The 11,970-nt window shown below is 74.5% G+C and carries 11 protein-coding genes; 8 read left to right on the top strand and 3 right to left on the bottom strand.

The features are described 5' to 3' along the window. The first annotated feature begins 32 nt into the window (after positions 1-32). The 4 genes from dut (at position 33) to GA0070564_RS22730 (ending at position 2,485) form a co-directional block, all read left to right on the top strand. Complete coding sequence (gene dut / locus GA0070564_RS22745) at positions 33-566, top strand: dUTP diphosphatase (protein ID WP_176730795.1); 534 nt, start codon at positions 33-35, stop codon at positions 564-566. 25 nt (positions 567-591) lie between these two features. Then, positions 592-1,251 carry a DUF3710 domain-containing protein gene (locus GA0070564_RS22740; RefSeq protein WP_425412516.1) on the top strand — a complete coding sequence of 220 codons (660 nt, stop codon included), beginning with the start codon at positions 592-594 and terminating at the stop codon, positions 1,249-1,251. Between the two features lie 138 nt (positions 1,252-1,389). Next, on the top strand, positions 1,390-1,770 hold the full coding sequence (locus GA0070564_RS22735; protein WP_091612322.1) for an OB-fold nucleic acid binding domain-containing protein: 381 nt from the start codon (positions 1,390-1,392) through the stop codon (positions 1,768-1,770). A 31-nt stretch (positions 1,771-1,801) separates the two neighbouring features. Next, positions 1,802-2,485, top strand: coding sequence for a DUF3159 domain-containing protein (locus tag GA0070564_RS22730; RefSeq protein WP_091612319.1), 684 nt, complete (start codon positions 1,802-1,804; stop codon positions 2,483-2,485). Positions 2,486-2,570: 85 nt separating this feature from the next. Here GA0070564_RS22730 and GA0070564_RS22725 read toward each other — a convergent pair whose 3' ends face one another. Both GA0070564_RS22725 and GA0070564_RS22720 read right to left on the bottom strand, forming a co-directional pair. Beyond that, entirely contained in the window at positions 2,571-3,260 is a 690-nt protein-coding gene (locus GA0070564_RS22725; protein ID WP_091612316.1) for a potassium channel family protein, read from the bottom strand. A gap of 4 nt (positions 3,261-3,264) precedes the next feature. Further along, positions 3,265-3,930 carry a potassium channel family protein gene (locus GA0070564_RS22720; RefSeq protein ID WP_091612311.1) on the bottom strand — a complete coding sequence of 222 codons (666 nt, stop codon included), beginning with the start codon at positions 3,928-3,930 and terminating at the stop codon, positions 3,265-3,267. A gap of 161 nt (positions 3,931-4,091) precedes the next feature. Between GA0070564_RS22720 and GA0070564_RS22715 the strand changes: the two genes are divergently transcribed. The 4 genes from GA0070564_RS22715 (at position 4,092) to dxs (ending at position 10,672) form a co-directional block, all read left to right on the top strand. Next, positions 4,092-6,164, top strand: coding sequence for an APC family permease (locus GA0070564_RS22715; protein WP_091612307.1), 2,073 nt, complete (start codon positions 4,092-4,094; stop codon positions 6,162-6,164). 68 nt (positions 6,165-6,232) lie between these two features. Further along, on the top strand, positions 6,233-7,438 hold the full coding sequence (locus tag GA0070564_RS22710; protein ID WP_091612821.1) for a class I SAM-dependent RNA methyltransferase: 1,206 nt from the start codon (positions 6,233-6,235) through the stop codon (positions 7,436-7,438). 32 nt (positions 7,439-7,470) lie between these two features. Further along, positions 7,471-8,661, top strand: a complete 1,191-nt coding sequence (locus GA0070564_RS22705; protein WP_281182189.1) for an anhydro-N-acetylmuramic acid kinase — start codon at positions 7,471-7,473, stop codon at positions 8,659-8,661. A 58-nt stretch (positions 8,662-8,719) separates the two neighbouring features. Beyond that, positions 8,720-10,672 (top strand): 1-deoxy-D-xylulose-5-phosphate synthase, encoded by a 1,953-nt coding sequence (gene dxs / locus GA0070564_RS22700; protein WP_091612301.1) that lies wholly within the window; start codon positions 8,720-8,722, stop codon positions 10,670-10,672. 61 nt (positions 10,673-10,733) lie between these two features. Here the strand turns inward: dxs and GA0070564_RS22695 are convergent, their stop codons facing one another. Next, complete coding sequence (locus tag GA0070564_RS22695; protein WP_425412515.1) at positions 10,734-11,927, bottom strand: hypothetical protein; 1,194 nt, start codon at positions 11,925-11,927, stop codon at positions 10,734-10,736. Positions 11,928-11,970 lie beyond the last annotated feature (43 nt).

The raw sequence follows: 11,970 nt of genomic DNA, 5'->3' as shown, positions 1-11,970 counted from the left end.
CAGCGCGTGGAACCGGACGGAAGAGGGAGATCGTGACGGACGTCGTACCCGTGCCGGTGCGGCAGCTCGACCCGGAGCTGCCGTTGCCGGCGTACGCCCATCCCGGTGACGCCGGGGCCGACCTGGTCGCCGCCGCCGACGTGGAGCTGCCGCCCGGCGGACGCGCGTTGGTGCCGACCGGCGTGGCGCTCGCCCTCCCGGAGGGGTACGTCGGGCTGGTCCACCCCCGGTCCGGGCTGGCGGCCAGGCTCGGCGTGACCGTGCTCAACGCGCCCGGTACGGTCGACGCCGGCTACCGGGGTGAGATCCTGGTCAACCTGATCAACCATGATCGGGTCGCCCCGGCGCGGATCGCCCGCGGTGACCGGATCGCGCAGCTCGTCGTCCAGCAGGTGGCGCGGGCGCAGTTCCGGCCGGTGGCCGAGCTGCCCGACTCGCCGCGCGGTTCGGGCGGGCACGGTTCGACCGGCGGTCACGCCGGGCTCACGCCGTCCCCGCCCGGGGCGGAGGGCCGGCGCGCCGACCCGGAGCGGGCCGGCGGGTTGACGGAAGAGGTGGCAGGGTGAGTGTGAACAGCGGAGGGTGGGCGCAGTGATCTTCTCCCGAAAGCGGGACAACGGCGGGGACGAGCGGGGCACCGAGGTCCTGGGGGCCGCTGCGGCGGACGAGCCGGCGGCGCCGGCCCGCGGGCCGTACGACGTCTCCGAGGCGTCGGCCGACATGCCCCGGCTGGACCTGGGCAGCCTGCAGATCCCGGCGGTGCCCGATGTCGAGGTGCGCGTGCAGGCCGACCCGCAGGGCGTGGTGCAGCAGGTGGTGCTGGTGCACGGCGACAACGCCCTCCAGCTCGGTGTCTTCGCCGCTCCGCGCAGCGAGGGCATCTGGGACGAGGTGCGCGAGGAGATCCGCCAGTCGCTGTTCGACGACGGCGCCGCCGCCCAGGAGGTCCAGGGCGAGTACGGCACCGAGTTGCAGGCCCGGGTGCGTACCCCGGACGGCATCACCGACCTGCGGTTCGTCGGCGTCGACGGGCCGCGCTGGATGGTCCGCGGCGTCTTCCAGGGTCGCGCGGCGACCGACCCGTCGGCGGCCGGCCCGCTGGCCCTCTGCCTGGACGGCCTGGTGGTCGACCGGGGCCACGAGGCGAAGCCGGTCCGCGAGCCGCTGCCGCTGCGGCTGCCCCGGGAGGTCGCCGAGCAGGCCACCACGGAGCAGGACACCGCCACCGACGGCGCGCCGCGCGAGGTCTGAGCCGGGTCACGCCGGTTCCGGCCACACCGTTCCGCCGGAACCGGACCCGTCGGCGTACGCTGGCGGGACGGTTCCGGCGCACCGGGGCCGGCCGGTGCCGGCGTGACCGGTCAGCGTGGAGAGGGTGACGCGGAGGTCATGACGACCGACGGAGGCCGGGTGTCGCTGCGGCGCATCCTGCAACGGCTCACCGCGAGCGAGGCCGAGATCGAGGCGCAGGAGCTGCAACGGGAGAGCGTCGAGTCCGGCGGCATGCCGGCCCGGCAGTGCTCCCGAGGTCAGGTCGTCTGCGTCAGCGGTCGACTGCGTACCGTGGTCTACACTCCCCGGACGAACCTGCCGACCCTCGAGGCCGACCTGTACGACGGCAGCGACGTGGTCACCCTGGTCTGGCTGGGCCGGCGGCACATCGCCGGGATCGAGCCGGGCCGGCATCTGATCGCCCGCGGCCGGGTGGCCGTACGGGACGACCGCAAGGTCATCTACAACCCGCACTACGAGCTGGAGTCGCCGAAGTGACGACGCGGACACGGCGGACGGAAGACCCACGATGACCGCCGGAGCCCAGCGGCCGACGCAGCCGGCGACCGGCGTGCCCGACGAGGAGCCGCTGCCCACCCTCGCCGAGCAGATGGCCGACCAGCTCGGCGGCTGGCGGGGGCTGGTCGAGTCCAGCATCCCCGTGGTGGTCTTCGTGCTCGCCAACGTGATCGGCGACCTGCGCCCCGCGGTGCTCGCCTCGGTCGGGGTGGCGCTGCTGATCGCCGTGGTGCGGCTGGCCCAGCGGCGGCCGGTCCGGCACGCGATCAACGGGCTGTTCGGCGTGGCGATCGGTGCGGCCATCGCCTGGCGCACCGGCGACGAGCGGGACTTCTACCTCCCCGGCATCCTCTACGGCATCGGCTACGGCCTGGCGCTGCTGGTCTCCGCGCTGCTGCGGCAGCCGCTGGTCGGCTGGATCTGGTCGGTGCTGGTGGCCAAGGGGCGCGCCGAGTGGCGGGACGACCCCCGGCTGGTGCGCACCTTCACCCAGCTCACCGTGCTCTGGGGGGTGGTCTGGCTGGCCAAGGTGGGAGTGCAGGCCGCGCTCTACCTGGCGCAGCAGGACACCGCGCTGGGCATCGCCCGGCTGGCCCTGGGCTACCCGCCGTACGCCCTGCTGCTGCTGATCACCGTCTGGACGGTGCGCCGGGTGACCCGGGAGCCGGCGCCGGATCCGCTGCCCGGCGCCTGACGGCCCGCAGAGCCACCGTCCGGCGCTCGGCCGTGCGGACGGTGGGCGGGGCCAGGAACCCGACCCCCGGGGCGCGGCGGCCCGCTCAGCCCGTGCCGCGGGTCCGCTCGACGCTGTCCGGGCCGAGGATCACCGCGCGGACCTCGTCCTCCACCTCGGCGGTGCAGACGAAGACCAGCTCGTCGCCGGCCTCGATCGGGTCGTCCGGGCTGGGCACCAGCACCCGCTTGCCGCGCAGGATCGCCACCAGGGCGGCGTCGCGGGGGATCGGCACCTGGTGGATCGGCTGCCCCACGTAGGGGGCGGTGGGCGGCAGGGTGATCTCGACCAGGTTCGCCTCGCCCTGCCGGAAGGTCATCAACCGGACCAGGTCGCCGACGGTGACCGCCTCCTCGACCAGCGCGGCCATCACCCGCGGCTTGCTGACCGCGACGTCGACCCCCCACTGCTCGGTGAAGAGCCACTCGTTCTCCGCGCGGTTCACCCGCGCCACCACCCGGGGCACCGCGAACTCGGTCTTGGCCAGCAGCGACACCACCAGGTTGACCTTGTCGTCGCCGGTCGCGGCGACCACCACGTCACAGCCGGAGACGTTCGCCTCCTCCAGGCTGGCCAGCTCGCACGCGTCGGCCAGCACCCAGTCGGCGGCCGGCACCCGGTCCGGCCGGAGCATCTTGGGCTGGCGCTCGATGAGCATCACCTGGTGGCCGTTGTCGATCAGCTCCTGGGCGATCGACCGGCCCACGTTGCCGGCGCCCGCGATGGCGATCCGCATGGCTCTACAGCCCTCCTTCCGGCGGCGTCGCCGCCACCGACGTGACCGCCGCGGTGATGTCGTCGGTCACCAGCATGAAGATCTGGTCACCCTCCTGCACGACCGTGGAGGCGGTGGGCAGGGTGCCGATGCCGAAACGGATGAGGTACGCCACCCGGGCGCCCGCCGCGTCCTCCAGGACGCGCAGCGGCCGACCGATCCAGTCCTTGTGGACCGGCACTTCCATGATCGACACGGTGCTGGTCGGGTCGCGGAAGATCTCCACGTTCCCCTCGGGCACCAGGTGCCGCAGCATCCGGTCGGCGGTCCACCGCACGGTGGCCACCGTGGGGATGCCCAGCCGCTCGTAGACCTGCGCCCGGCGCTGGTCGTAGATCCGGGCGGCGACCCGGGACACGCCGAACGTCTCGCGGGCCAGCCGGGCCGAGATGATGTTGGAGTTGTCGCCGCTGGAGACAGCCGCGAACGCGTCGGCCCGCTCGATGCCCGCCTGGCGCAGCACCTCGCCGTCGAAGCCGGCGCCGGTGACCGTGATCCCGGCGAAGTCGGGCCCCAGCCGGCGGAACGCGTCGGCGTCCTGGTCGATCACCGCCACGGAGTGCCCCCGGGACTCCAGGCTGTGGGCCAGGGTCGACCCGACCCGGCCACAGCCCATGATCACGACATGCACGGTGTCCTCCCAAGGTGCGCGCCCGTCGCTGTGGGCGGTGCATCTTTCGAGCCTGCCACGTCCCCGGCGCGGGCGGGGGACCGACCGTACCGTGTCCCATCGGTCCCCGGTGATCAGGCACCCCCACCACCGGACGGGCGGTGGTCGTACTCTTGGCGCTTGTGGCCAGACCCACCTCGCTGCTGAAGCGGCTCCTCGTCGGTCGACCGTTCCGGTCCGACCGGCTCCAGCACACCCTCCTGCCGAAGCGCATCGCGCTGCCGGTCTTCGCCTCGGACGCCCTCTCCAGCGTGGCGTACGCCCCGGACGAGATCCTGCTGACGCTCTCCATCGCGGGCGCGTCGGCCTACCTGTTCTCCCCGTGGATCGCGCTGGCCGTGGTGGTGGTGATGCTCACGGTCGTCGCCAGCTACCGGCAGAACGTGCACGCCTACCCATCCGGGGGCGGCGACTACGAGGTGGCCACGGTCAACCTCGGTCCCCGCGCCGGCCTGGCGGTCGGCAGCGCGCTGCTCGTGGACTACGTGCTGACGGTGGCGGTGTCGGTCTCCTCCGGCGTGGCCAACCTGGGCTCGGTGGTGCCCTTCGTGGCCACCCACAAGGTGTCGGTCGCGGTCGCCGCGGTGGTGCTGCTGACCGCGATGAACCTGCGCGGGCTGCGGGAGTCGGGGACGGCGTTCGCCATCCCCACCTACGGCTTCATCATCGTGATGGTCGGGATGATCCTCACCGGCCTGTTCCGGGTCTTCGTCCTCGGTGACGAGCTGCTCGCCCCGAGCGCCGGCCTGGAGATCCAGGCCGAACACAGCGTGACCGGCTTCGCCCTGGTCTTCCTGCTGCTGCGGACCTTCTCCTCCGGCTGCGCCGCGTTGACCGGCGTGGAGGCGATCTCCAACGGGGTGCCCGCGTTCAAGGCGCCGAAGTCCCGCAACGCGGCCACCACGCTGCTGCTGCTCGGCACCATCGCGGTGGGGATGCTGGTCGGCATCATCTGGCTGGCCCGCCTGACCCACCTCCAGTTCGTCGAGGACCCCAGCACGCAGATCCTCTCCGGGCCCGACGGGTACGTGCAGAAGACCGTCACCACCCAGCTCGGCGAGACGGTCTTCGGCTCCGGCTCGGCGCTGCTCTTCGTGGTCGCCGGGATGACCGCGCTGATCCTCTTCCTGGCCGCGAACACCGCGTTCAACGGCTTCCCGGTGCTCGGCTCGATCCTGGCCCAGGACCGCTACCTGCCCCGGCAGTTCCACACCCGGGGCGACCGGCTGGCCTTCTCCAACGGCATCGTCTTCCTGGCCAGCTTCGCGATCGTGCTGATCGTCGGCTTCCAGGCCGAGGTGACGCGGCTGATCCAGCTCTACATCGTCGGGGTGTTCGTCTCGTTCACCCTCTCCCAGGCCGGCATGATCCGGCACTGGAACCGGCACCTGCGTACCGAGCGGGACCCGGAGGCCCGGCGCCGGATGGTGCGGTCCCGGGCGATCAACGCCTTCGGCATGGCCCTGACCGGCATCGTGCTGGTCATCGTGCTGCTCACCAAGTTCCTGCTCGGCGCCTGGATCGCCATCGCCGCGATGGCGGTGATCTACCTGCTGATGCTGGCCATCCGGCGGCACTACGACCGGGTCGCCGCCGAGCTGGAGCCGACCGAGGTGCGCGGCGTGCTGCCCGCCCGCAACCACGCCATCGTGCTGGTCAGCAAGCTGCACCAGCCGACACTGCGGGCCATCGCGTACGCCCGGGCCACCCGCCCCGACACGCTGACCGCGGTGACCGTCAACGTGGACGAGAAGGACACCCGGGACCTCCAGGCGGACTGGGAACGCCGCGAGCTGCCGGTGCCGCTGACCGTGGTCGACTCCCCGTACCGGGAGATCACCCGCCCGATCCTGAACTTCGTGGCCTCGGTCCGCCGGGAGTCGCCCCGCGACGTGGTCACCGTCTTCATTCCCGAGTACGTCGTCGGCCGCTGGTGGGAGAACCTGTTGCACAATCAGAGCGCGCTGCGCCTCAAGGGCCGGCTGCTGTTCGAACCGGGAGTGATGGTGACCAGCGTGCCGTGGCAGCTCGCCTCCACCGCCGGCAAGAACCTGGACCGGTTGGACGCCACGCTGACCCGGGGACCGGCCCGTGGGCCGCGGGTGGTGCCGCGCGGCACCCTGCCGCCGAGCGTGCCGCCGGTGGTCTCCGCGCCGCCCGGTGAGAGCGGCCCGGGCGCGGGGGAGTCCCGGTGACCGCCGCGACCGGCGGCTCGGGCGTGCCCCGCCCCTCGGCGACCGGGCCGGACGTCGACGGGCGGCGGGTGCTGGAGGAGGCCGAGCGGGTCGAGCTGACCGTCGACGCGATCGCCCCGGGCGGGCACTGCGTGGCCCGGGTCGACGGGCAGGTGGTCTTCGTCCGGCACGCGCTCCCCGGTGAGCGGGTGGTCGCCGAGATCACCGAGCTGCACCGCGGGTTCGCCCGCGCCGACGCCGTCGAGGTGCTCGACGCCTCCCCGGACCGGGTGGTTCCGCCCTGCCCGTACGCGAAGCCGGGCGCGTGCGGCGGTTGCGACCTCCAGCACGTCGCCCCCGCCGCCCAGCTGGCCTGGAAGGTCGCGGTGGTGCGCGAGCAGCTGACCCGGCTGGGGGGCCTCACCGACGCCGAGGTGGACGCGCTGGGCGTGGCCGTCGAGGCGCTGCCCGGCGGTCCGCTGGGCTGGCGGTCCCGGGTGCGGTACGCGGTCGACGCCGCCGGCCGGGCCGGCCTGCTCAAGCACCGCTCGCACGAGGTGGTGCCGATCGACCGTTGCCGGATCGCCCACCCGGCGATCCAGGAGCTGCCGGTGCTGGGCACGCCCTGGCCGGAGGCGGACGCCGTCGAGACTGTCGCCTCCACCGGCGGCGACGTGAGCGTCACCGCCGTCCGTGAGGGGGTCACGACCCCGGTCAGCGGGCCGGAGACGGTCCGCGAGCGGGCCGCCGGACGGGACTGGACGCTGCCCGCGTCCGGTTTCTGGCAGGTCCACCCGGCCGCCGCGGACACCCTGGTCGGCGCGGTGCTGCAACTGTTGGACCCGAAGCCGGGAGAGCGGGCCTGGGACCTCTACGGCGGTGCCGGCCTCTTCGCCGCGGCGCTGGCCGGCCGGGTCGGCGACGCCCGGGTCACCCTGGTGGAGTCCTCCGCCGACGGGGTGGCGGCGGCCCGGCAGAACCTGGCCGACCTGCCCCGGGTGGAGGTGGTCGCCGCCCGGGTGGAGACCGCCCTGGCCCGCCGGCGGATCACCGGCCCGGTGGAGCTGGTGGTGCTGGACCCGCCGCGCTCCGGCGCGGGCGCGCAGGTGGTCCGGGACGTGCTGGCCGCCGGGCCGCGCGCGGTGGCCTACGTGGCCTGCGACCCGGCCGCCTTCGCCCGCGACGTGCGGACGTTCACCGACGCCGGGTGGCGGCTGGCCGCGCTGCGCGGGTACGACCTCTTCCCGATGACCCAGCACGTCGAGCTGGTCGGCCTCTTCCTGCCCCCGGCCTGAGCCCGCCCGGGTGTTAAGAAGGGGCCCTTCCTATGCCGAAAGCGTTAAGAGGGGGCCCTTCCTTGCGGATCGTCGGATTGATGTCGGGGACGTCGTACGACGGGGTGGACGTGGTGGCGGCCGAGTTCACGCCCGACGGGGAGACGCTGCGGATGCGCCCGCTCGGGCACCGGGAGCTGGACTACGACGAGGCGTTGCGGGCCGAGATCGGCGCGCTGCTGCCCCCGGCGGCCACCACGATCGAGGCGGTCTGCCGGCTGGACAACCGGCTCGGGGAGGTCTTCGCCGAGGCGGCGGCGCTCGGCGTGGAGCTGGCCGGCGGGCAGGCCGACGCGGTGGTCTCGCCGGGGCAGACCGTCTTCCACTGGGTCGAGCGGGGGACGGTCCGGGGCACCCTCCAGCTGGGCGCGCCGGCCCGGGTGGCGGCGCGGGTGGGCGTACCGGTGCTGTCGGACCTGCGGTCGGCGGACGTGGCCGCCGGCGGGCAGGGCGCGCCGCTGGTGCCGGCCTTCGACGCGCTGCTGCTCGACCCGGCCGGCGGGCCGCGGGCGGCGCTGAACCTGGGCGGGATCGCCAACCTCACCGTGGTCGCGCCGGACGCGCCGGTGCTCGGGTACGACGTGGGCCCGGCCAACGCGCTGCTCGACGCGGCGTCCCGGCGGCTGCTGGACCGGCCGTGCGACACCGACGGGGCCCGGGCGGCGGCCGGCCGGGTGCACCCCGCCCTGCTGGACCTGCTGCTCGCCGAGCCCTACTACGCGGCGGCGCCGCCCAAGTCCACCGGCAAGGAGTTGTTCCACGCCGGCTACCTCGACGACCGGCTGACGGCGCTCGGCGAGCCGGTGGCCGCCGACGACGTGCTGGCCACGCTCACCGAGGTGACCGCCCGGACGGTGGCCGCCGAGTGCGACCGGCACCGGGTGACCGAGGTGGTCGCCGCCGGCGGTGGGGTGCGCAATCCCACACTGACCGGCCGGCTGGCCGCGCTGGGGGCGGGCCGGTGGCGGCTGCGTACCACCGACGAGCTGGGCGTCCCGGCCCAGGCCAAGGAGGCGTACGCGTTCGCCCTGCTGGGCTGGCTCTCCTGGCACGGGCTGCCCGGCGCGCTGCCCTCGGTCACCGGCGCCCGGCGGGCCGCCGTGCTGGGCTCCTGGACCCCGTCCGGGCCGGCCCGACCCGCCGAACCGCCCGTGCCGCCGCGCCGGCTGGTGGTGTCGGACTGACCTGCGATCGCGCCCGGCCGAGCTGCGCGGTGTCGGACGGCCGATAGACTCTCCGGTCATGAGTGTTGAAGAGGACACGGCCAACCACGGTCGGCTGCTGGACACCGTTCGTGGCCCGCAGGACGTCAAGCGGATGTCCGGGGAGCAGCTGGACATCCTCGCCGCCGAGATCCGTGACTTCCTGATCGCGAAGGTCTCCCGCACCGGCGGGCACGTCGGCCCGAACCTGGGCGTGGTGGAGCTCACCCTGGCCATGCACCGGGTCTTCGACTCCCCGCGGGACCGCCTCCTGTTCGACACCGGCCACCAGGCGTACGTGCACAAGATCGTCACCGGCCGGCAGGCCGGCTTCGACAAGTTGCGCCAGCGCGGCGGCATCTCGGGCTACCCGAGCCAGGCCGAGAGCGAGCACGACCTGGTCGAGAACTCGCACGCCTCCACCGCCCTGTCCTACGCCGACGGCCTGGCCAAGGCGTACGCGCTGCGCGGCGAGCAGCGCGCCGTGGTGGCCGTGGTCGGCGACGGCGCGCTCACCGGCGGCATGTGCTGGGAGGCGCTGAACAACATCGCCACCTCCGGCAACCCGCTGGTGATCGTGGTCAACGACAACGGCCGGTCCTACTCGCCGACCATCGGCGGCCTCGCCGACCACCTCTCCTCGCTGCGGCTCAACCCCGGCTACGAGAAGGTGCTCGACACCGTCAAGGACGCGCTGGGCAACACCCCGTTCGTCGGCAAGCCGATGTACGAGGTGCTGCACGCGGTCAAGAAGGGCATCAAGGACGCGGTCGCCCCGCAGGCGATGTTCGAGGACCTCGGCATCAAGTACGTCGGCCCGGTCGACGGCCACGACGTCGCCGCCGTCGAGTCGGCGCTGCGCGCCGCGAAGAACTTCGGCGCCCCGGTGATCGTGCACGCGGTCACCCGCAAGGGCTACGGCTACCGCGCCGCCGAGGAGGACGAGGCGGACCGCCTGCACGGCCCCGGCGGCGCCTTCGACATCGAGACCGGCAAGCTGCTGGCCGCCCCGTCGGTGAAGTGGACCCACGTCTTCGCCAACGAGCTGGTGAAGATCGCCGACGAGCGCCCCGACGTGGTGGGCATCACCGCCGCGATGGCCGAGCCGACCGGCATCGCCACCCTGGCCCGCAAGTACCCCGAGCGGGTGTACGACGTGGGCATCGCCGAGCAGCACGCCGCCACCTCGGCGGCCGGCCTGGCGCTCGGCGGCCTGCACCCGGTGGTCGCGGTCTACGCGACCTTCCTCAACCGGGCCTTCGACCAGGTCCTGCTGGACGTGGCGATGCACCGGCTGCCGGTCACCTTCGTGCTGGACCGGGCCGGGATCACCGGCCCGGACGGGCCCAGCCACTACGGCATCTGGGACATGTCCGTCTTCGGGGTGGTGCCCGGCCTGCGGATCGCCGCCCCGCGCGACGCGGCCTCCCTGCGCGAGGAGCTGCGCGAGGCGGTGGCCGTCGACGACGGCCCGACCGTCGTGCGCTTCCCGACCGGCACCGTCGCCGCCGACCTGCCCGCGCTGCGCCGGGTCGGCACGGTGGACGTGCTGGCCGAGTCGGCCCGTACCGACGTGCTGCTGGTGGCGGTCGGCTCCTTCGGCCAGCTCGGCATGGAGGTCGCCACCCGGGTCGCCGAGCAGGGCTACGGGGTGACCGTTGTCGACCCGCGCTGGGTCCGCCCGGTCCCGGCCGAGCTGGTCGAGCTGGCCGCCGGGCACCGCCTGGTGGTCACGGTCGAGGACGGCGTCCGGGTCGGCGGGGTGGGCGACGCGCTCGCCCAGGCGATGCGGGACGCCGACGTCCGGGTGCCGCTGAAGGACCTGGGCGTGCCGGCCGACTGGCACCCGCACGGCACCCGGGCCCAGATCCTCACCGACCTGCGGCTCACCGCGCAGGACGTGGCCCGCGACGTGACCGGCTGGCTCTCCGGCCTGGACGCGCAGCCGATCGAGCCCGCCGGCCAGCCCGACGGGGCCGCGGCCCAGAACTGACGTACGGCGCGGGAAGGGGCGGCCCGGGGATCCCCGGGCCGCCCCTTCCGTGTCTTCGGGGTCAGCGACCGCCGACGGAGCGCTGGTACGTCTTGTCGGAGCCGGTCAACCGGAAGGTCTGCCGGTCGGCGGCCTGCGGCACCACCACCAGACCCGGCCGGTCCACCAGTCGGGGGGTGCCCGGCGGCACCGCCAGCGGGGCGTCCAGGTCGGCCTGCCAGGTCAGCACCACCAGCGGGCGGCCGGGCACCGGCAGCACGTACGCCTGCAGCGGGTTGGACCGGTCGGCCCGGGACAGGACCGGCCGGCCGCCGTCCGGTGGCCGGTAGCCCACCGCGCTCATCTCGCCGTGGTCGGTCCGCCAGGCCAGCCGGGTCAGCCGGCCCGCCCGGCGGCCGTCCGGCGCGACCGGGCCGAGCGCGCGTTCGGTCAGCTCCGCAAGCGGCCAGGACTCGGGCACCGAGGCCGGCGCGTCCCGGTCGCCGATCCGGCGCGGGACGCTGCCGAACGGCCCGTCCCGGCCGGCCAGCAGGCAGGTGTCCAGCCCGGCGAGGGCCTGCCGGCCGGAGCCGGTCTCGTCGCGGACCAGCGGGTAGCGCGGGTCGGTGGTGGCGCTGCCCAGGTCGAGCAGCCGGTCGGCGGCCCGGCCCCGGGGCAGCGTGGCGGTCGCCCGCAGCGTCGCGGTGACTCCGACGGCGCGGCAGGCGGGCACGTCCACCGGTTCGCTGAGCCCGTCGGCGACGGACAGCGGCCGGCCGTCCGGCCCGAGCAGCCGCTCGACCCGGGCGGAGGTGAGGTAGCGCCGGCCGGCGTCGGAGACCACCGGCAGCACGTCGGCGTAGACCAGGTAGCCCGGGTCGGTGTACTCGCTGGCCCGGCGGACCGCGTACCGGTCGCCGTCGCGGGCGAGTTGCAGCAGCCAGGAGGCGCCCTCGCCGGGCACGTCGGCGGCGACCAGGGCGACCGGCCCGCCGTCCATCTCACCGGACCAGAGGATGCCGGAGGAGGAGAGGTGGGCCCGGTCGTCCTCGGGGGAGCGCCAGCGGCGTACCGCCTCGGTCACCTCCGCGGTGGCGGCGGCGTCACCGGCGAGGGACCCCCGGGCCGGCCACACCTTCAGCTTGCCGTCCAGGCTGTCGTACCCGACGGGCAGGGTTTCGGGCTTGAGGTCGGCGACCGGGCCGCAGCCGGCGGCGGCGAGCAGCAGGGTGAGCAGCGCGGTGGCCATGGTGCCGCGCCGGCGGGCTGGAGCCACCTGTACGCCCCCGAATTCACGTCGCGGTCGGTGTCGACGGCCC

Source organism: Micromonospora mirobrigensis (assembly GCF_900091555.1).
GTDB classification, from domain to species: Bacteria; Actinomycetota; Actinomycetes; order Mycobacteriales; family Micromonosporaceae; genus Micromonospora; species Micromonospora mirobrigensis.
Note: the sequence above shows the minus strand (reverse complement) of the source record. Positions and strands in the feature narration are given on the sequence as shown.